Source organism: Geodermatophilus obscurus (assembly GCF_900143215.1).
Lineage (GTDB): Bacteria > Actinomycetota > Actinomycetes > Mycobacteriales > Geodermatophilaceae > Geodermatophilus > Geodermatophilus obscurus_A.
Map to the genome: position 1 here is coordinate 1 of NZ_FRDM01000016.1, position 19,661 is coordinate 19,661.

Consider the following 19,661-nt stretch of genomic DNA (forward strand, 5'->3'; position numbering starts at 1 on the left):
CGCGCTGGCCGATGCCGGGCGGCTGGAGGAGGCTCAGCAGTCACTCGACCGGCTGCTGACCCTCCCCAGCACCGACCCGGCCCGTACCGCTGGCGTCGCCCATCGCCTCGGGCGCGCCTACGCCGCTGCCGGACGCCCCCATGATGCCGCCGCCTCCTACCAGGCCGCACTCGACGCCGCCATCGCCGCGCACGGCCCGCAGGCAATCCAACTGCTTCTCCTACTGCGCCCACTGGCCGACGCGCTCCTCGCTGCTGGCCGACCCGGCGGGGCGATCGCAGTTCTACAGCGACTGGCGGACCTGCACGACTGGTCGGGCGGTTACCACCCGGGTGTCGCGGATGACTTGCGCACCCTTGCGGACCTGCTGCTCGCCCAGAACCGGCCCACCGACGCGCTGATTCACCTCAATACCGCCCTTGACATCGATGACCAGCAGGACGATGTCGGCCACCTGATCGATGACCTAACCGCCACCATTCGCGCCCTCAATTTGATCGGTGAGCACGAGGAGGCCGAACGTCTGCGTACGGAGATGGCCGCCCTCACCGCCACGCACAGTGATGCACGAGACGACCCCGGCGAACGAGATTGCGCGACGGCGCCTGGCCCGACGTAGCGTCAAGCGATCGCAGTGAGAGTCAGCACGCGGCGGGTGATACTGGTGCGCTGTCAGTCGTTGACTGTCCCTTGGTACACCGGCTCCCCGTCTGCGCGGACGATCCCGTAGTGGTCCCGCCAGTACTGACCGATATCGGGCTCTTCTTACTTGAGGTGGGGGCTGGTCAGACCGCCGGCGATCAGCAGCATGCGTAGCCGGTAGTTCTCGCGGTTGCGGAAGCCGCGGGCGATGCGGCGGTGGAGCTCGATGAGGCCGTTGACGGCTTCGGTGCCACCGTTGCTGGCGCGGCCGGTGTCGAAGTAGGCGAGGAACGCTTCGCGCCACTGCTTCAGCGTCCGGCCGAGGCGGGCGATCTCGGGCACCGGGCAGGTCGGGAAGGAGTCGATGACCTTCTCGGCGATCTTGCGGCCCTCGGCGGTGCGCTCGTGCCGGTAGGCCGAGCGCAATTGCTGGGCGCACGACCAGGCCAGCCAGACCGCCAGGTGTCGTTCGTCGGCGGTGAATGCGGCGTGCAGGCGTTCCCACTGCCGGTCGGTGAGGTTCTCCGCGCCGGCCCGCAGGGTGTTCCGGATCCCGTAGAGCGGATCGTTGCGGCGGCCGCGGTGGCCGTGGATCTCCTGCTGGATGCGGCGTCGGCAGCGGTCGACGGCGTCGGTGCCGAGCTTGACGACGTGGAAGGCGTCCAGCACCGCGGTGGCGTCCTCGAGGCGGTCGTCGATGGCGTTCTTGTAGCCGTGGAACGGGTCGAGGGTCGCCACCTGCACCCGGGCCCGGAACGCGTCACCGCGGGCGGTCAGCCAGTCGGCGTAGGCCTTGCCCGACGGCCGGGCACCAGGTCCAGCAATCGGGTGCGGACCCGTCCGTGCTGGTCACGGCTCAGATCGACCATGCCGGTCAGCTCTTTCGGGCCGCGACCGCCCTCGGTCTCGGGCTTGGTGGAGACGTGGTGCCAGATGTGCTCGTCCACGCCCAGGGAGGTGACGTCAGAGAAGCGGGCCTCGTCGGCGGCCATCGCATCGAGCAGCGGCTTGACCGCCCGCCACACGGTGCGCCAAGTCGTGCCCAGCTGCCGGGCGATCCCGGCGACCGAGGCGTGCTCGCGGCGCAGCTGGCCCACCGCCCACCAGGCGGCCCGGGTGGTCAGCAGCGCCCGTGGCCGAGCCAGGTCGGCGTGCTGTTCGGCGAACGCCTTGCCGGTGCACTCGGTCTCGGCGCAGCGCCAGATCCGCTTGCGCCACACCAGCCGGACCGGCCGCCCGAAGCAGGGCACATCGATCAAGACGATGTCGCGGCGACCGTGGCTGCCGACCAGCACTCCGCAGGCCAGGCAGCCCATCGGCTCGGGCGCCGACTCAACCACCACCTGCACCCGGCCGGGCTGCTCGGTGACCTCGAGGACGTGGAACCCGTCCAGGCCGACGAGCAGATCACAGCGGTCGCAGTAGGACAGATCAGGACGTGAGCTCGCGCGAGCGCACGCCGTAGGCTCGGACACCGTCGAGGCCTTCCGGTCGGGCAGCTTGGTCGCTTCCGATCTTGGAAGGCCTCGACCCCTTCCCGGCCCAGCTCACACGCGCGAGTCCCTCACACCCACCTCAGGTACGAAGAGCCCGATATCGGCGTTCGACCGGTCCGCGAACGCGGCCATGTGAACGGCGCCCACGACCGCGCGGACCTCCAGCGGATGCGGCACCAGCCGCTTGCCGCGGCGGCCGTCGGCCAGCTCGACCCACGGACCGGCCACCCACCCGAACCGGAGCGCTGCCCGCCGTGGAGGAACTTGTTTTCGGCAACGTGCCTTCGACGCCAGCAGCCGGTCGGACATGGCGCCGACCTCCGACTCGCCTGCTACCGCCTTCATCGCCCGGATGGCCTTGCCGGCGCAGCGGGCGGCGTTCAGATCCGTCTCGTCTGTCCTGGTGGCTGCGCAGCTCGACGCTGGCGGCGATGCCGTCGCTAACGAAAGCGATGCTGCGGGCCGCGTTCGGGTCGAGCTGGCCCGGAGGTCAGCGCCCGCACCGTCACGGTGACGACGGCCTCCGTTAGCGGCTCTTCGCGGATCCCGGTGAAGGACGTGGCGTGAACCGGTGATCGTGAACTGGGCCCAGAGACGTTGAGGGCCCGTGGTCCTGCTGGGATGGGTGTTGCCTAGACATCCGCACCAGTGAGGTCCACGAGCCGTGTTCGAGCCTACGGGCTCGCAGCGTGATGCTGCGAGCGCGATCCTCAACCTGCCCGACTACCGGGTCATCGACGCCGTCAGCGACGCCGGCGGCGTCCGTCGGGTCGAGGTCGAGTCCACCGATCCACCCGGCTGTCCGGTCTGCGGCGTACTGGCCGGGCGGGTGCACTCCCGCCGTCGGCAGCGGCTGCGGGACCTGCCGGTCGCCGGGCCGACCGAGGTGGTGTGGGCCAAGCGCCGCTGGTTTTGCGACGAGCCCCGCTGTCCGCGGCGGACGTTCAGCGAGGTCACCGACCAGGTGCCGGCCTACGCCCGGTCCACCGCCCGGCTCACCGGAGCGCTGGTCGCAGCCGTCGTGGTCTCCGGCCGGGCGGCCAGCGAGGTGGCCCGCGCCCACCGAGTGTCCTGGTGGCTGGTGGCCTCGATGCTCACTGCCGCCGCCGACCTGCTCAGCGACCCCGACCGGACTCCGGTCCGGCGGCTGGGCGTCGATGAGCACCGCTACCGGCAGGTGCGGTACTTCCGCGACCCCGACGGCGGCTGGCGCCGCTACGAGCCGTGGATGACCACGCTGGTCGACGCCGACACCGGGCGGGTGCTCGGTGTGGTCGACGGGCGGGACTCCGCCGGCGTCGGCGCCTGGCTGGGCGCCCGCAGCGACGCCTGGCGGGCCGCGGTGGAGGTGGTGGCGATCGACCCGTCCGCGGCGTTCCGCCGTGCGCTGCGCGAACAGCTACCGGCCGCCGCGATCAGCGTGGACGCCTTTCACCTGGTCAAGCTGGCCAACGACACGGTCACCCAGGTGCGCCAGCGGGTGACCCGGGAGCAGAAGGCCGCCGCGGCCGGCTCGAGGATCCGGCCTGGACCAACCGCCGGCTGCTGCTGCGCGCCGGGAACACCCTTTCGCCGGCCGCGCTGGCCCGGCTGCGCGCGACCCTGCGCACCGACGATCCAACCGATGAGATCGGCGCGGCCTGGGGCATCAAGGAACAGCTGCGCCGGCTGCTGACCAGCGGCTCACTCGCCGAGGCACACGAGCAGCGAATGCGGCTGGGCGCCTACGTGCTGGCCGCGGACATGCCCGAGACCGACCGCCTCTGGGCCACGACCACCGCCTGGTGGCCGGCGATCGAGGTCCTGCTGGTCACCGGGGTCACCAACGCCCGCACCGAGGCGGCGAACACCTCGATCAAGCAGATCAAGCGCACCGGCCGCGGCTACCGCAACCCGGCCCACTACCGCGCTCGTATCCTGCTCGCCAGCGCCGCCCGGACGGCAGCGTGAACACCCCTTTGAACGGGACCGTTCACCAGGAACCGCGAGGAGCCCCGTTAGCGAGCGTACCGCTTGTGGCACCGTCGCCCGATCAAGGCGCCGCATACTTCGGTTGCCTACCATGGAACCGGCGCCCGCCCTCCTCACCGCGGGCGGGCCCTGGGTACTGAAGCCAGCCGCCACCCGGCCTCGGTCCGCTCGACCAGGTCGGCGAGCTCCAGCGCGGGCAGCACCCGCAGCACGTCGAGCACGTCACAGCCGGCCACCGTGGCCAGCCGCTCGGGGCTGACGCCGTTGCGGACCGGACAGGCGTCGAGCACCCGGACGGCGACGTCGGAGAGCCCGTCGCGGGGACCGGCAGGGCGCTCCGGCGGGTCGGCGAGGTCCTCCCCCAGCCGGCCGACGGTCTCCACCACGTGCGCGGCGTCGGCGACCAGGACCGCTCCGAGCTCGACGTCGCGGAGCAGTTCGTGGCACCCGACCGACATCGCCGAGGTCACCGGGCCCGGGACGACCATCACCTGCCGGCCCAGCTTCTGCGCTCGTCGCGCGGTGGCCTGGGCACCGGAGCGGGCCGCCGCCTCGACCACGACGGTGCCGCGGGTCAGCGCGGCGATCAGCCGGTTGCGGACGAGGAAGCGGTGCTTGTGCGGAGCGGCGCCGGGCGGCCACTCGCTGACCAGCACCCCGGACTCGGCGATGCGGTGGAACAGCGCCCCGTGCGCGGCCGGGTAGGGCCGGTCGACGCCGCAGGCCAGCACCGCGACCGTCGGGGCGTCCGCCGCCAGCGCACCGCGGTGTGCGGCCGCGTCGATGCCGAAGGCGCCGCCGGAGACGACCGTCCAGCCGCGCTGCCCCAGCTGGTGGCCGAGTTCGCCGGCGACGTGCTCGCCGTACGCGGTCGAGGCCCGGGCGCCGACGACGGCCACCGAACGATCGGCCAACTCGTCGAGCCGGGCGGAGCCGCGGACCCACAGCCCGAGCGGCGGCACGAGAGCGGTGGACCGCGGCGAGTGGTACCGCGGGTCGTCGGGCTCCTCGACGGAGGCCAGGGCGAGGCAGTGCAGCAGGCCTGCGGGCCACTCGTCGTCCTCGGGGACGACCAGACGCGCGCCGCATCGCTCGGCCCGCAGCAGGTCCTCCAGCGAGGCGTCCTGGCCGGCCCGGGCACCCACCAGCGCCCGGACGACGTCCGGCGCGCGGCCGGACCGCAGCCGGCGCACCGCCTCGACCGGACCGGCGTCCTCGACGAAGCGCCAGAAGGCGACGCTGCCGGGTTCGGCGGCCCGGCTCAGCCAGGCCCGCGCCCGCCGAACCGCGGAGCCGGCGAGCCCGTCGACCGCCGCCGCCTCGGGAAGCCCCTCCGCCAGATCCTCGTCGAGGCTCGGCAGCGCGGTCACGCCGCGGCCCGCTGCAGCCGCAGGCCGAGGGCCTCGGCGACGTCGTCCGGACCAGGAACCGTGCGCCCCGCCAAGTCGCTCAACGTCCAGGCCACGCGGAGGACGCGGTCGTAGCCGCGCACCGACAGCGCCCCGCGCTCCAGGGCCCGCTCGACCAGCCGCAGGGCCGACCGCGGCGGGGACCACCTCTCCCGCAGCAGCCGCCCCGGCACCTGGCTGTTGACACCCAGGCCGGTCCCCGAGAGCCGCGCCGCCGCAGCCGCCCGGGCCTGCGCGACCCGGGCGGCGACGACGGAGGTCGGCTCGGGCGCCGTCCCGGTCTCCAGCCAGGCGGCCCGGGTGACCGCCGGGAGGTCGACCCGCAGGTCGATCCGGTCGAGCAGCGGCCCGGAGAGCCGGGCCTGATAGCGCCGCCGTTCGAGCGGGCTGCAGGTGCAGGCGGCGTCCCCGGCCGCGCCGGCGCACGGGCAGGGGTTGGCCGCCAGCACGAGCTGCGCGCGGCACGGGAAGGTGGCCGCGCCGCTGGCCCGGGAGATGGTCACCGACCCGCGCTCGAGCGGCTGGCGCAGCGTGTCCAGCACCGCGCGCGGGAACTCCGGGGCCTCGTCCAGGAACAGCACGCCGCGGTGCGCCCGGCACAGCGCACCGGGCCGGATCGGGCCCGAGCCGCCGCCGACGAGGGCGGCCATCGTCGCCGAGTGGTGCGGCGCCTCGAAGGTCGGACGGGTGACCAACGGGGAGTCCGGCGGCAGCGTCCCGGCGACCGAGTGGATGGCGGTGACCTCCAGCGCGGCCTCCTCGTCCAGCGCCGGGAGCAGGCCGGGCAGCCGTTCGGCGAGCATCGTCTTGCCGGCGCCGGGCGGTCCGTACAGGAACAGGTGGTGCCCTCCTGCGGCCGCGACCTCCACCGCCCGGCGGCCGATCGGCTGGCCGACCACGTCGCCCAGGTCGGGCCCGGGCAGTGCCGGCGGTAGGGCGGGCCGGACGTGCCGGGGCAGCGGCGCCCGGCCCCTCAGGTGGGCGACCACCTCGGCCAGCGTGCCGGCCGCCAGCACCTCGATGCCCTCGACGAGCGCCGCCTCGCCCGCGTTGCCAGCGGGCACCACCACCGTCGCGTGCCCGGCGCGGGCGGCGGCGAGCACCGCCGGCAGCACCCCGCGGACGGGTCGCACCGAGCCGTCGAGGGCCAGCTCGCCGATCAGCACCAGGCGGCCCACCGACTCCGCCGGCACCGCGCCGTCGGCCGCCAGGACCGCGGTGGCCAGCGCCAGGTCGAAGCCGCTCCCCTGCTTGGGCATCGACGCCGGGGACAACCCGATGGTGATCCGCCGCAGCGGCCACTTCCCGCCGGCGTTGACCACCGCCGCCCGCACGCGGTCGACCGACTGGCGGACGACCGCGTCGGGCAGGCCGACGAGGACCACCCCGGGCACGCCGGCCGACAGATCCACCTCGACGTCGACCATCGCGCCGTGCACCCCGGCCAGACCGACCGACCAGGTCCGCGCCAGCGTCACGAGAACGCCGCCCGCAGATGGGTGACCAGCGCCGGCCGGTCGGCCCGCACCAGCACGCCGACGACGTCGAAGCGCAGCTCTGGCGCGTGCTCCTCGTGGGCGGCCAGCCAGCGCTGGGCCAGGACCCGGAGCCGGCGCTGCTTGACGTGCCCGACCGCCTCGACGGGGTGGCCGAAGCCGACGGCGCGGCGGGTCTTGACCTCGCAGAAGACCAGCGCGTCGCCGTCGCGGGCGACGATGTCGAGCTCGCCGTCGCGGCAGCGCCAGTTCCGGTCGAGGACGCGCAGGCCGCTGTCGGTCAGGTAGGCGGCGGCGATGCGCTCGCCGTGGGCGCCGAGGTCCGATGTCGTTCGCACCCGGCCGACCGTCGTCCGCCGGGACCGGCCGGGACATTTCCGGAGCCGATCTGTGGACACCGGCGCCGCCTGTGGACGCCGGCCCCGGGGATGTCGCCGGGCGGGGCCAGCCTCAGGCCCGTGACACGCCGATCAGGTCAGCCGGGGCCCGTCGGGCAGCTCGAGGTCGGGCTTGTCCAGCTCCTCGACGTTGACGTCCTTGAAGGTCAGCACCCGCACGTTGCGCACGAACCGCGCCGGCCGGTACATGTCCCAGACCCAGGCGTCGGAGAGCTTGAGCTCGAAGTAGACCTCGCCGCCGGCCTCGCGGACCTGCAGGTCCACGGAGTTGGCGAGGTAGAAGCGCCGCTCGGTCTCCACCACGTAGGTGAACTGCCGGACGATGTCCCGGTACTCGCGATAGAGCTGCAGCTCCATCTCGGTCTCGTACTTCTCCAGGTCCTCGGTGCTCATCGAGGCTCTCCGGACACAGGGCGCATGGCTCCATCATCGACCATCGCCGCCGAGCCGGTCAGCTGGGATCCCCGAGCGGCGTGTGCGTCGCGGGCGCGGGCCACGTTGACGAAGCGCATCCGGTGCTCCGGGCAGGGGCCGTACCGCTGGAGGGCGGCGTCGTGAGCAGCGGTGCTGTAGCCCTTGTGGACGGCGAAGTCGTACTCCGGCCAGCGCTCGTGCAGGTCCAGCATGATCCGGTCCCGCGTGACCTTGGCCAGCACCGACGCCGCCGCCACGCAGGCCGCGACCCGGTCGCCCTTCCACACCGCGAGGGTGGGGCGGGCCAGCCCGGGCACCGGGAAGCCGTCGGTGAGCACGTAGTCCGCGCCCGGGTCGAGGGTCCACACCGCGCGGCGCAGCGCCTCGATGTTGGTCACGTGCATGCCGCGGGCGTAGAGGTCGGCGACCGGCAGAACCACCACCGACCACGCATCAGCGCGGTCGACGACCTCCTCGTAGACCCGCTCCCGGGCGGCGGCGGTCAACAACTTGGAGTCCGCGAGGCCGGGGACCCGACCCCGGCGGCCGGCGGGGAGCACGCAGGCGGCGGCGACGAGCGGGCCGGCGCAGGCTCCGCGGCCGGCCTCGTCGGCACCGGCGACCGCGGAGAACCCGCGGCGGCGCAGGGAGCGCTCCATGTCCCAGAGCGTGTCGGAGCGGTCGTCGAGGAACGTGCCGGCGCCGGCGCGGAGCCGCGGTCCGGGAGGAGCGGGGGTGGTACGGACAGCCATCGCGGTCCGACAGTACGACGCCGGCGAGGGACCGCGGGCGGGCAGTCGCCGGGCGGGAACGCCAGGGGCCGGCCCCGGGGTCAGAGGGGCCGGCCCGTGGACGGTCGGCCGCCGGGGCGGCCGGGTGGATACCCGGGCGGACCGCCGAGGAGGCGGACGGCCCGGCCCCGCAGGGGCCCCAGGCCCCGTCCCGGGTCCCGCCGGCCCCCTGCTGGGGCCGCTGCGAGCTTGCGAGTAGCGGGGGGCAGGGGGTCCTTCGACGAGGGGTGGGCAGGACGGGGTCCTGCTACGAGCGGCAGGGGGCCGGAGGTCCTCTCTCAGGCCTCGGCGGGGGCCAGGGCCGCGTGGGTGCCGCAGGTGCAGGCGGCCGGGTTGCGCGAGGACAGCACCAGCGAGACCGCGTGCGCCCGGTCACGGGCGCCCAGCTTGCGCAGGATGGCCTTGACGTGGGACTTGACGGTGTCCTCGCTGATGAACAGGTTGCGGCCGATCTGCCGGTTCGACTGGCCCTGGATGAGCTCGTCGAGGACGTCGGACTCGCGGCGGGTCAACGGCACCTCGGGGGCGAACGGCTTCGCCGCGGGCGTGGCCGACGGCTCGACCCGGCGGATCTGCGGGTCGACGACGGTGCGCCCGGCGCGGGCGGCCAGGATGGCCCAGCCGAGCAGGGTCGGCGAGGTGTTGATCATCAGGTAGCCGCGGACGCCGGCGGCCAGCGCCTCGTTCACCACGGCCGGGTCCTCGGAGGTCCCCAGGGCCACGATCGTCACCCGGGGGTACCGGCGGCGCAGGTCGCGGCAGGCGTTCAGGGTCGCGGCGCGGCCCGGCCCCAGCTCGACGACCACCGCGTCGGGACGGGCGGTCTCGACCAGCGTGAGGGCCCGGCGCAGCTCGCCCGGAGTGCCGACCGACTGCATGCCGGCGGTCTCGTTGACCATGCTGACCAGCCCACGACGCAGGACGGGCGCGTCGGCGAGGATGAGCACGCGGGTGACGCCACGAGCAGCGCTCGCCATGGGTGCGGACACAATCGGCTCCGTTTCACACGTTCGGGGACTTTCTCACGATCTCCATCGGACGGGTGAGACGTTTGCTTGAACGCTTTTCCAACATTTCTCGAAAGAATTATCCGGCACCCGATCGAGCGACGACCGGTCACACCTGAAACACCGGAATGGTGACCCGCCGCATTCGTGTCGACATGGCGATGCCATTCCTCGGAACGACTCGACCCGCACGCCCCGGGCGGACCGGGAGGTGCGGGTCGAGAACGGGACGGGAGGCCGTCAGCCGGAGCGGGACCGGCGTCGCCGGCGTCGCCAGGCGGTGAGCGGTACGGCGCCGACCAGGCCCATGGCGTACGGGGCGGCGACCGCCGCCGCACCGGAGACCGGCATCGGGCGGGCCGGGACGCCGGCCGCCTCGGTGCCCTGGATGTCGGGCGAGCCGAGGGTCCCGAAACGGTCGAGCGGCCAGACGATGAGCGCGGCCCTGCCGATGACGTCGTCCACGGCGACCGTTCCGGAGTTCTCGTCGCCGATGTGCGCCTTGGAGTCCGCCGACGCCGACCGGTGGTCGCCCATGACCCACAGCCGGCCCGCCGGAACGGTGACGGGCCCGAACGCCCGGCTCTCCAGCGGGGTGTTCTCGAAGACGTACGGCTCGTCGAGCGGTACGCCGTCCACGGTGACGCGACCCTCGGCGTCGCAGCACTGGACCGTCTGGCCGCCGGTGGCGATGACCCGCTTGACGTAGTCGTCCTCGCTGGGTGGAGCCACCCCGATGGCGCGGCCGAGCCACAGCAGACCGCTGGAGATCGCGTTGCCCGGCTCCTGGACGTCCACCTCCGGCGACCAGCTCTCCGGCCCCTCGAAGACGACGATGTCGCCGGGCTCCGGCTCGCCGAACCAGTAGGGCACCTTGTTGACCAGGACGCGGTCGCCGGTGCAGCCGGGGCAGCCGTGCAGGGTCCGCTCCATCGAGCCCGACGGGATGAAGAAGGCCTGGACGAGGAAGGTCTTCACCAGGAGCGCGAGCACGAAGGCGATGAGCAGGAGCACCGGCAGCTCGCGGATCAGCGAGCCCTTCTTGGCCGCCTCCTCGCGCCGGCGCGCGGCGCGGCCGCCCGGGCGGCGGATGGGGCCGGTGTCGGCGGCGGATCCGGCCGCTCGGGGGTCCTCCCCCTCCGGAACGACGTCGGCGGGCCGCCCGGGCCGGTCGCTGCTCATCGGAGCCAGCGTACGGCTGCGGGAGACCCGCCGTGGTCAGGCCGGACCGGCCTGCCTGCGTCGTGTCAGCGCGAGACGGTCTCGCGCTTCTCCTTGATCTTGGCGGCCTTGCCGCGCAGCTCGCGGAGGTAGTACAGCTTGGCGCGACGGACGTCACCGCGGGTCAGCACCTCGATCTTCTCGACGACCGGGGTGTGCACCGGGAAGGTGCGCTCGACGCCGACGCCGAAGCTGACCTTGCGCACGGTGAAGGTCTCGCGGATGCCACCGCCCTGACGGCGGATGACGACGCCCTGGAAGACCTGGATGCGGGAGCGGTTGCCCTCGATGACGCGCACGTGCACCTTGACGGTGTCGCCCGGGCGGAACTCGGGGATGTCGTCGCGCAGCGAATCGGCGTCGAGTACGTCCAGGGTGTTCATCGCGGCAGTCCTGTCCTAGCGGTCATGTCGTTGCGGTGCGGACAACAGGCTCCCCCGGCTGTCCGATCCGGGGAACTGCGCTCCGGGAGGAGCTCGGCGTCGACGGGGCGATGCGTCCGCAGCAGCTCTCTACTGTGCCACATCCTCAGCCGACGAAGCGCGGCGGCCCCGTCCACGGGCCGGCGGACAGCTCCGGCAGCAGGTCGGCGAGCTGCCGCGGTGCGAAGGTCTCGGCGCTGGTGGCGACCTCTGCGGCACGCCACCAGCGGTGCGGCTCGGCGCCGAGCAGCTCCAGCTCCGTGCGTCCGCTCGCATCCACCTCGTGCACGACGTCCCGCAGCACGAAGAACGTCTCCCGCGAGTCGATCTGCACGCCGGCGAATCGGCCGACGTGCCGGCGGAGCCAGACCGGGCCCTCCAGCTCACCGGGCTCCACGACCAGGCCGATCTCCTCGGCCAGCTCACGGGTCGCGGCCTCCCGCACGCCCTCCCCCGGCTCCACACCGCCGCCGGGCGTGTACCAGAACAGCACGTCCCCGGGTGGGACGGCGGGGTCGGTGAGCCGGGCGCCGAGCAGCAGCACCCGCCCGTCCGGGTCGAGCACCACCACGCGGGCGGTGGGCCGCACCACCGCCCGCCCGCCTCCCGGGTGGTCAGCCACCGTCGAGGACGGCGCGGTCGGCGTCGGTCAGCGCGTCCTCGGGCAACGCCGCCAGCAGGTCCGGCCGTCGGGCCGCCGTCCGCCGCAGGGACTCCGCCCGGCGCCACCGGGCGATCGCGGCGTGGTCGCCGGACAGCAGCACCGGCGGGACATCGTGGCCGCGCCAGGACGCCGGCCGGGTGTAGGAGGGGCCCTCGAGCAGCCCGTCGGCGTGCGAGTCGTACTCGACGGACTCCCGGTTGCCCACGACGCCGGGGAGCAGGCGGGTCACCGCCTCGACCATGACCAGCACCGCGGACTCGCCGCCGGCCAGCACGTAGTCACCGATCGAGACCTCCGACACCGGTCCGGCCTCGGCGGCCCACTCGGCGACCCGCTGGTCGATGCCCTCGTAGCGGCCGCAGGCGAAGACGAGGCCGGGCTCGGTGGCCCACTCGGCAGCCACGGCCTGCGTGAAGGGCCGGCCGGCCGGGGTCGGCACGACCAGGCGGGTGCCCGGCGGGCGGACGGCCTCCAGCGCCCGGGCCCACGGCTCGGGCTTCATCACCATGCCGGGGCCGCCGCCGTAGGGAGCGTCGTCGACGGTGCGGTGCACGTCGTCGGTCCACTGCCGCAGGTCGTGGACGCCCACGCTGACCAGGCCGCGCTCGGCGGCCCTGCCCAGCAGCGACTGGCGCAGCGGGGCCAGGTACTCCGGGAAGATGGTGACGACGTCGACCCGGAACGGGGCGCTCACAGGTCGAGCAGCCCCTCGGGCGGGTCCACGACGAGGAACCCGCCCGGCAGGTCGACGGTCGGGACCATCGCCGTGACGAACGGCACGAGCAGCTCCCCCGCGACGACCTCCCCGTCCACCCGACGGCGGACGACGAGCAGGTCGGCGCCCTCGTGGCGGACGGCGCTCACGGTGCCCAGCTCCGTGCCGTCGGGCAGCCGGGCGGTCAGGCCGACCAGCTGGTGGTCGTAGTAGACGTCGGGGTCCTCGAGCGCCGGCAGCTCGGCGACGGGCACGTGCAGTTCGGTGTTGCGCAGCTCCTCGGCCGCCTCGCGGCTCTCGACGCCGTCGATCGCCAGCAGGAGGACCTCGCGGTGCCAGCGGTGGCCGGCGATCGTGAGCGGCCCGCGGTCGGCGGGCTCGGTGCGCAGGACCGCACCGGGGGCGAAGCGGAGGTCGGGGTCGTCGGTGCGGACCTCGACGGTCACCTCACCACGGACACCGTGGGGCCGGCCGATGCGGCCGACCACCACGGTGTCGGTGGTGTCGTCTGGTTCGGTGCCCACCAGGCGAGGGAGAGGCGCTCAGCGCCCGTCGGTGTCGACGACGTCGACCCGCAGGCCGCGGCCGCCCACACCGGTCATCACGGTTCGCAGCGCCTTGGCGGTGCGACCGCCGCGGCCGATGACCTTGCCGAGATCGTCGGGGTGCACCCGGACCTCGAGGGTCTTGCCGCGCCGGTTGCTGAGCAGGTCGACCGTGACGTCCTCGGGGTGGTCGACGATGCCCTTGACCAGGTGCTCGAGCGCCTCTTCGAGCACGACTTACTCGGCGGGCGTCTCGGCGGGGGCGTCGCCCGCCGCCGCGTCGTCGGCCTGCGGAGCGGCCTTCTTCCTGGGGGTGGTGGCGCCGGCGGCCGGCTCCTCACCCGAGGCGCGGACGGCCTCCTCGTAGAGGGCCTTCTTGTCCGGCTTCGGGGCGGCGACCTTCATGGGCGGCGGCGCGGGCTCGCCCTTGAACTTCTGCCAGTCACCGGTGACCCGGAAGATGGCGGCGACGGCCTCGGTCGGCTGCGCGCCGACACCCAGCCAGTACTGCGCCCGCTCGGAGTCGACCTCGATGAAGGACGGGTCCTCCTTCGGGTGGTACTTGCCGATCGTCTCGATCGAACGACCCTCGCGCTTGGTGCGGGAGTCGGCGACGACGATGCGGTAGTACGGCGCGCGCATCTTGCCCAGGCGCATGAGCTTGATCTTGGTGGCCACGGTGTGTGGTGTTCTCCTCGAACGCAGGTCGTGTGTGCCCGCCCGGAGCGACGCGTGGGGGTACGCCGGGGGCGGTGCGGCTGGACACGGCCGGCAACGGTGAGAGGGCCGCCCACCGCCGTGTTCGACCGACCATTGTGCCAGAGAGAGGACCCCGTCCTCCTCCCGCCCTCGCAAGCTGGGACGCGAGCCTCTGGACAGGGCCGACGGGACTACTTCCCGACGACCGCTCTGACTCGAGCTGCGGCCTCGCCGACCGGCACCTCCTCGCGCTCCCCCGTGGCCCGGTCGCGCAGCTCCAGGACACCCTCGGCCAGTCCCCGGCCCACGGTGACGATCGTCGGCATCCCCAGCAGCTCGGCGTCCTTGAACTTGACGCCGGGCGAGACCTTGGGCCGGTCGTCGTAGAGCACGGTGAGCCCCGCGGTGACCAGGTCCTGCGCCAGCGACTCGGCGGTCTCGAACACCGCGGCGTCCTTGCCGGTGGCCACGACGTGCACGTCGGCCGGCGCGACCTCGCGCGGCCAGACCAGGCCCAGCTCGTCGTGGGTGGACTCGGCGATCGCCGCCACCGCCCGGGAGACGCCGATGCCGTAGGAGCCCATGGTGACGGTGACGAGCTTGCCGTTCTCGTCGAGCACCTTCAGATCGAGCGCCTCGGCGTACTTGCGGCCCAGCTGGAAGATGTGGCCCATCTCGACGCCGCGGGCGAGCTCCAGCGGTCCGGAGCCGTCGGGCGCGGGGTCGCCGGCCAGCACCTCGGCGGCCTCGACGACGCCGTCCCAGGTGAAGTCGCGGCCGGCGACGAGGTCGAACACGTGCCTGCCGGGCTCGTTGGCTCCGGTGATCCACCGGGTGCCGGGCACCACTCGCGGGTCGACCAGGTACCGGATGCCCGACGCGCTGTCGGCGCCCAGTGCCTGCGGGCCGATGTAGCCCTTGACCAGCGCGGGGTGCTGGTCGAAGTCGGCGAAGGGCTCCACCTCGGCGGGCGCGAGCTGCGCCTCCAGCCGCTTGAGGTCGACCTCGCGGTCGCCGGGGATGCCGACGACCAGCGGCTCCCGGGTGCCGTCGGGGTGTACGAGCAGGACGACGACGTTCTTCAGCGTCGACGCGGCCGTGTAGCCGGCGTGGGGGAACAGCTCCTGCGCCACCGCGACCAGCGTGTCGATGGTCGGGGTGTCCGGGGTGTCCTCGACGTGGGCCTCGGGCAGCCCGTCGAGCGGGACCGGCTCGAGGACGACGGTGCTGACCGCCTCGACGTTGGCCGCGTACCCGCCCGGTGAGCGGACGAAGGTGTCCTCGCCGATCGGGGTCGGGTGCAGGAACTCCTCGCTCCTGGACCCGCCCATGGCCCCCGACATCGCGGAGACGATGACGTACTCCAGGCCCAGCCGGTCGAAGATCCGGATGTAGGCGTCGCGGTGGGCGGCGTAGCTCTTGTCCAGGCCGGCGTCGTCGACGTCGAAGGAGTAGCTGTCCTTCATGGTGAACTCGCGGCCGCGGAACAGCCCCGCCCGGGGCCGCGCCTCGTCCCGGTACTTGGTCTGAATCTGGTACAGCGACAGCGGCAGGTCCTTGTAGGACGAGTACAGGTCCTTCACCAGGAGCGTGAACATCTCCTCGTGGGTGGGGCCGAGCAGGTAGTCGGCACCCCGCCGGTCCTGGAGGCGGAAGAGGTTGGGGCCGTACTCGGTCCAGCGGTTGGTGGCCTCGTAGGGCTCGCGCGGCAGCAGCGCCGGGAAGTGCACCTCCTGGGCGCCCATCCGGTCCATCTCCTCGCGGACGACCCGCTCGACGTTGCGGAAGACGCGGTAGCCCAGCGGCAGCCAGGTGAAGCCGCCGGGCGCCGCCCGCCGGATGTAGCCGGCCCGCACCAGCAGGCGGTGGCTGGGCACCTCGGCGTCGGCCGGGTCGTCGCGCAGGGTGCGCAGGAACAGCGTGGACATCCGCAACAGCACGCGACGAGTCTCGCAGGCGGGCCCGCTGAGCCGCCGCTGGGTTTGCCGCGACGGCGGAGGGCACACCGCCGGGCTCGGTGCGGGGAGCACCGAGCCCGGCAGCGGGTCTGGAGGACGAGCAGCGGTCAGTCGTCGTCGCGGTCGCCGCCGTTGTCGTCGCCGGGCGGGTCGTCGGAGCCGGAACCACCGCCGACCCGGCCGGTCGAGTCGTCGACGTTCGGGGTGGGCGACGACGAGCCGGCGTCCTCGGGCCGGTTGTCGTCGGCCCGCACGCCCTCGTCGCGGAACAGGGGCACGCCGTCGGCGCAGGCGACGTGCACCTCGATCTCCCGGGTGGCGCTCTCGAGCTCGACCTCCCCGTGCTGGTCCTGGTCGTCGACCCACCAGCCGGTCGCGGGGGCAGCCGCCACCTGCAGGATCCCGCCGTCGCAGGAGGCGAAGACCGTGCCCCCGACCGTGGCGTACTCACCGGAGGGCGGCGCCGCGGTCGGTGGCTGCGACGCCGGGACAGGCAGGCCGGCGTCGTCAGCGGTGGACACCGACTCGGTGGCCGCGATCGGCCGGGTCCCCGGCGAGGTCTCGGCGTCGACGAGCGACACGGCGAGGAAGCCGAGCCCGACGACCGACGCCGCCGAGGCGGTCCAGAGGGCTGCGAGTGCGACGGTTCGCGTCATGCCGCAGACGCTCCCGCCGCGTCGGTCGAGCTCACGCCAAGAGACTGACGAGCGCGGTCCCCGTGCTCATCCCCCCGACTTGGGGACACGTCCTGCCGGCCGGGGGGCGTTTCGATCAGCGCATGACGCCGCCGTGGCACTGGGGCACAGCGGCGGCGGGTCGACCGGCCCGGGCCTCGACATCGCCCGGCGGACCGCGGGGGCTCCGGCGGCGGGCTGCTGCTGGCTTCCGCCCCGGGCCGCACCGAGGTCACGCTGGAGCTCGGACCCCCTCGGCCTAGACGACCCGACCGCGCAGCACGATGTGCCGGGGACGGGCGAGGGTGTCGAGGTCGGCGCGCGGGTCGGCGTCGTAGACGACGACGTCGGCGGGCGCCCCCTCCTCCATGCACGGCAGCCCGAGCCAGGACCGAGCCGACCACGAGGCCGCGGCCAGTGCGGCCTCGGCCGGGATCCCGGCCGAGTGCAGCGCGCGCACCTCGTCGGCGATCCGGCCGTGGTCGATGCCGCCCCCGGCGTCCGTGCCGGCGAACACCGGCACCCCGGCCTCGAACGCCGCCCGGACGACGGCACCGGAGGAGGCGTGCAGCCGCCGTATCGTGCTCGCGTAGTTCGGGAACTTCTTCTCCCCCGCCGCCGCGAAGTCGGGGAAGTTCTCGACGTTGACCAGCGTCGGGACGACAGCGGTGCCACGGCCGGCCATCTGCCCGATGAGCTCCTCGGTCAGGCCGGTGCCGTGCTCGATGCAGTCGATGCCCGCGCCGATGAGGTCGGGCAGCGCGTCGGTGCCGAAGGTGTGCGCGGTGACCCGGGCCCCCTCCTCGTGCGCGGCGGCCATCGCGTCCGCGAGGACGTCGGCCGGCCACTCGGGCGCGAGGTCGCCCACGCCGCGGTCGATCCAGTCCCCCACCAGCTTCACCCAGCCGTCGCCGCGGCGGGCCTGCGCGCGGACCTGCTCGACCAGCGCGTCCGGCTCGATCTCGGTGGCCAGCCCGGGGATGTAGCGGCGGGCGCGGGCGATGTGCCGACCGGCGCGGACGATCGTCGGCAGGTCCGGCTCGTCGTCCAGGGCCCGGGTGTCGACCGGGGAGCCGCAGTCCCGCAGCGCCAGCACACCCGCGGCGCGCTCGGTCAGCGCCTGCGCGCGCAGGCCGGCGAGGTCCTCGACCGGCACGCCGCCGCGGCCGATGCCGACGTGGCAGTGCGCGTCGACCAGGCCGGGCACCAGCCAGCCACCGCGGCTGACGGTCTCCGCGCCCGGGACCGGCTCGAAGGTGAGCCGGCCGTCGCGGATCCACAGGTCGCGGTGCTCCCCCTCGGGCAGCACGACGCCTGCCAGGTGCAGTGCCGGCTGCCCCGCCCGCCCGCTCACCGGGACGGCCGCTCGTCCCCGGGCTGGTCGAAGTTCAGCTTGGTGAGGTCGGGCAGGCCCTGCCCCGGGGGCAGACCGGGCATCCCGCCGGGCATCCCGCCGCCCGGGAAGCCCCCGCCGAAGGGGTTGCCGGCACCCGGCGGCAGCGCCGGGGCGCCCGGGGGACGGCGGGCGGGGCCGCCACCCCGCTTGGCGGCGCCCCCCTTCCCCTTGCCCTTCTTGCCCTTCTTGGACTGGGCCTGCATCTGCCGCCCGCGGGCCTTCTTCGACATGGGGCCCATGCCGGGCAGACCCATGCTGCCGGCCATCTGGCCCATCATCTTCTGGGCCTGGGCGAAGCGCTCCAGCAACTGGTTGACCTCGGTGACGGTGACGCCCGAGCCGTTGGCGATGCGCACCCGCCGCGACGAGTTGATGATCTTGGAGTTGACCCGCTCCTCCGGCGTCATCGAGCGGATGATCGCCGCGGTGCGGTCCAGGTCGCGGTCGTCGACCTGCTTGAGCTGCTCCTTCATCTGCCCGGCGCCGGGCAGCATGCCGAGCAGGTTGGCGATCGGGCCCATCTTGCGGATGGCCATCATCTGCTCGAGGAAGTCCTCGAGGGTGAAGCCCTCGCGGCTGACGAGCTTGCCGGCCATCTTCTCGGCCTGCTCGGCGTCGAACGCCTGCTCGGCCTGCTCGATCAGGGTGAGGACGTCGCCCATCCCGAGGATGCGCGAGGCCATCCGCTCGGGGTGGAAGACGTCGAAGTCGGTGAGCTTCTCGCCGGTGGAGGCGAACATGATCGGCTGGCCGGTCACGTGGCGCACCGAGAGCGCCGCACCACCGCGGGCGTCACCGTCGAGCTTGGTGAGGACGACGCCGGTGAAACCGACACCGTCGCGGAAGGCCTCGGCGGTGGTGACGGCGTCCTGACCGATCATCGCGTCGACGACGAACAGCGTCTCGTCGGGCTGGACGACGTCGCGGATGCCGGCGGCCTGCGCCATCAGCTCGGCGTCGATGCCCAGCCGGCCGGCGGTGTCGACCACGACGACGTCGTGCATCGTGCGCCGGGCGTGCTCGATGGAGTCCGCGGCGACGCGGATGGGGTCGCCGACGCCGTTGCCGGGCTCGGGCGCGTAGACGTCGACCCCCGCCTGCCCGGCGACGATCGAGAGCTGGTTGACCGCGTTGGGCCGCTGCAGGTCGGCGGCCACCAGCAGCGGCGTGTGGCCCTGCGCCTTGAGCCAGCGGCCGAGCTTGCCGGCCAGGGTCGTCTTACCGGCGCCCTGCAGACCGGCGAGCATGATCACGGTGGGCGACTGCTTGGCGTAGCGCAGCCGCCGGGTCTCCCCGCCGAGGATCTCGATGAGCTCCTCGTTGACGATCTTGATGACCTGCTGTGCCGGGTTCAGCGCCTGGGAGACCTCGGCGCCGCGCGCCCGCTCCTTGACTGCGGCGATGAAGGTCCGGACCACCGGCAGGGCGACGTCGGCCTCGAGCAGCGCGATGCGGATCTCCCGCGCGGTCGCGTCGATGTCGGCCTCGGTGAGCCGGCCCTTGCCGCGCAGGCCGCTGAAGACCTTGTCCAGGCGGTCGGAGAGGGTCTCGAACACAGCACGTCCTCAGCAGTTCTCGCGGGCGCGGCCGGCCGGCCGCTCCGACCGGCTGCTCGGCCTCCGGCGTCCGGGGAGCCCCGGGGCCGTCGCGCCACCTCTGCTCCAGCCTAACGAGCGCGAGCCGGAAAACGGTGGCATCGACCGGCCGGCCCCGTACAGGGCCCCCCGCCACGAGCCCGGTGAC

22 protein-coding genes and 1 pseudogene are annotated in these 19,661 nt (G+C 73.8%); 3 read left to right on the forward strand and 20 right to left on the reverse strand.

Annotated features, from left to right (window positions below; all coding sequences use genetic code 11):
• Positions 1–619: tetratricopeptide repeat protein (locus BUB17_RS15125; RefSeq protein WP_141243035.1), on the forward strand; the 619-nt coding region annotated here is incomplete at its 5' end.
• Positions 620–765: 146 nt separating this feature from the next.
• On the opposite strand, the gene BUB17_RS27440 is transcribed toward BUB17_RS15125, so the two are convergent.
• The 3 genes from BUB17_RS27440 to BUB17_RS26160 form a co-directional block, all read right to left on the reverse strand.
• Positions 766–1,380, reverse strand: a complete 615-nt coding sequence (locus BUB17_RS27440; RefSeq protein WP_244277239.1) for a transposase — start codon at positions 1,378–1,380, stop codon at positions 766–768.
• A 35-nt stretch (positions 1,381–1,415) separates the two neighbouring features.
• Positions 1,416–2,117, reverse strand: a complete 702-nt coding sequence (locus tag BUB17_RS27445) for a helix-turn-helix domain-containing protein (protein WP_208983411.1) — start codon at positions 2,115–2,117, stop codon at positions 1,416–1,418.
• Positions 2,118–2,189: 72 nt separating this feature from the next.
• Positions 2,190–2,447, reverse strand: coding sequence for a hypothetical protein (locus BUB17_RS26160; RefSeq protein WP_141243036.1), 258 nt, complete (start codon positions 2,445–2,447; stop codon positions 2,190–2,192).
• Positions 2,448–2,802: 355 nt separating this feature from the next.
• On the opposite strand from BUB17_RS26160, the pseudogene BUB17_RS28255 reads away from it, so the two are divergent.
• Positions 2,803–3,633: pseudogene (locus tag BUB17_RS28255) on the forward strand (transposase); the annotation flags it as partial.
• A 53-nt stretch (positions 3,634–3,686) separates the two neighbouring features.
• Entirely contained in the window at positions 3,687–4,088 is a 402-nt protein-coding gene (locus BUB17_RS28260; RefSeq protein ID WP_280173887.1) for a transposase, read from the forward strand.
• Positions 4,089–4,222: 134 nt separating this feature from the next.
• Here BUB17_RS28260 and dprA read toward each other — a convergent pair whose 3' ends face one another.
• From dprA to ffh, 17 genes are all read right to left on the reverse strand, one after another.
• On the reverse strand, positions 4,223–5,479 hold the full coding sequence (dprA, locus tag BUB17_RS15140; protein WP_208983412.1) for a DNA-processing protein DprA: 1,257 nt from the start codon (positions 5,477–5,479) through the stop codon (positions 4,223–4,225).
• Positions 5,476–6,996 carry a YifB family Mg chelatase-like AAA ATPase gene (locus tag BUB17_RS15145; RefSeq protein WP_072919361.1) on the reverse strand — a complete coding sequence of 507 codons (1,521 nt, stop codon included), beginning with the start codon at positions 6,994–6,996 and terminating at the stop codon, positions 5,476–5,478. The genes dprA and BUB17_RS15145 overlap by 4 nt, the downstream gene beginning before the upstream one ends.
• Positions 6,993–7,352, reverse strand: a complete 360-nt coding sequence (locus BUB17_RS15150) for a YraN family protein (protein ID WP_072919362.1) — start codon at positions 7,350–7,352, stop codon at positions 6,993–6,995. Before BUB17_RS15150 ends, BUB17_RS15145 begins: the two co-directional genes overlap by 4 nt.
• Positions 7,353–7,484: 132 nt before the next feature.
• Complete coding sequence (locus tag BUB17_RS15155; RefSeq protein WP_012949990.1) at positions 7,485–7,805, reverse strand: DUF2469 domain-containing protein; 321 nt, start codon at positions 7,803–7,805, stop codon at positions 7,485–7,487.
• Complete coding sequence (locus tag BUB17_RS15160) at positions 7,802–8,578, reverse strand: ribonuclease HII (protein WP_072919363.1); 777 nt, start codon at positions 8,576–8,578, stop codon at positions 7,802–7,804. Before BUB17_RS15160 ends, BUB17_RS15155 begins: the two co-directional genes overlap by 4 nt.
• 317 nt (positions 8,579–8,895) lie before the next feature.
• Entirely contained in the window at positions 8,896–9,606 is a 711-nt protein-coding gene (locus BUB17_RS15165) for a response regulator transcription factor (RefSeq protein ID WP_244277240.1), read from the reverse strand.
• Positions 9,607–9,864: 258 nt separating this feature from the next.
• Positions 9,865–10,806, reverse strand: a complete 942-nt coding sequence (gene lepB, locus BUB17_RS15170; RefSeq protein ID WP_072919365.1) for a signal peptidase I — start codon at positions 10,804–10,806, stop codon at positions 9,865–9,867.
• A 65-nt stretch (positions 10,807–10,871) separates the two neighbouring features.
• Complete coding sequence (gene rplS / locus BUB17_RS15175; protein WP_012949994.1) at positions 10,872–11,228, reverse strand: 50S ribosomal protein L19; 357 nt, start codon at positions 11,226–11,228, stop codon at positions 10,872–10,874.
• A 145-nt stretch (positions 11,229–11,373) separates the two neighbouring features.
• On the reverse strand, positions 11,374–11,859 hold the full coding sequence (locus BUB17_RS15180; RefSeq protein WP_072919473.1) for an NUDIX hydrolase: 486 nt from the start codon (positions 11,857–11,859) through the stop codon (positions 11,374–11,376).
• A 22-nt stretch (positions 11,860–11,881) separates the two neighbouring features.
• Positions 11,882–12,625, reverse strand: a complete 744-nt coding sequence (gene trmD / locus BUB17_RS15185) for a tRNA (guanosine(37)-N1)-methyltransferase TrmD (protein ID WP_072919366.1) — start codon at positions 12,623–12,625, stop codon at positions 11,882–11,884.
• Complete coding sequence (gene rimM, locus BUB17_RS15190; protein WP_072919367.1) at positions 12,622–13,170, reverse strand: ribosome maturation factor RimM; 549 nt, start codon at positions 13,168–13,170, stop codon at positions 12,622–12,624. The genes trmD and rimM overlap by 4 nt, the downstream gene beginning before the upstream one ends.
• An 18-nt stretch (positions 13,171–13,188) precedes the next feature.
• Positions 13,189–13,425 (reverse strand): RNA-binding protein, encoded by a 237-nt coding sequence (locus tag BUB17_RS15195; RefSeq protein WP_012949998.1) that lies wholly within the window; start codon positions 13,423–13,425, stop codon positions 13,189–13,191.
• A gap of 3 nt (positions 13,426–13,428) precedes the next feature.
• On the reverse strand, positions 13,429–13,869 hold the full coding sequence (rpsP, locus tag BUB17_RS15200) for a 30S ribosomal protein S16 (protein WP_072919368.1): 441 nt from the start codon (positions 13,867–13,869) through the stop codon (positions 13,429–13,431).
• A gap of 212 nt (positions 13,870–14,081) precedes the next feature.
• The gene (locus tag BUB17_RS15205; protein WP_072919369.1) at positions 14,082–15,830 is read right to left on the reverse strand and encodes a proline--tRNA ligase; all 1,749 of its coding nucleotides are present in this window, start codon (positions 15,828–15,830) and stop codon (positions 14,082–14,084) included.
• 125 nt (positions 15,831–15,955) lie between these two features.
• Positions 15,956–16,504, reverse strand: coding sequence for a hypothetical protein (locus BUB17_RS15210; protein WP_072919370.1), 549 nt, complete (start codon positions 16,502–16,504; stop codon positions 15,956–15,958).
• A 277-nt stretch (positions 16,505–16,781) separates the two neighbouring features.
• Positions 16,782–17,876, reverse strand: coding sequence for an amidohydrolase family protein (locus BUB17_RS15215; RefSeq protein ID WP_244277242.1), 1,095 nt, complete (start codon positions 17,874–17,876; stop codon positions 16,782–16,784).
• Positions 17,873–19,474 carry a signal recognition particle protein gene (ffh, locus tag BUB17_RS15220; protein ID WP_072919371.1) on the reverse strand — a complete coding sequence of 534 codons (1,602 nt, stop codon included), beginning with the start codon at positions 19,472–19,474 and terminating at the stop codon, positions 17,873–17,875. The genes BUB17_RS15215 and ffh overlap by 4 nt, the downstream gene beginning before the upstream one ends.
• Positions 19,475–19,661: the final 187 nt, after the last annotated feature.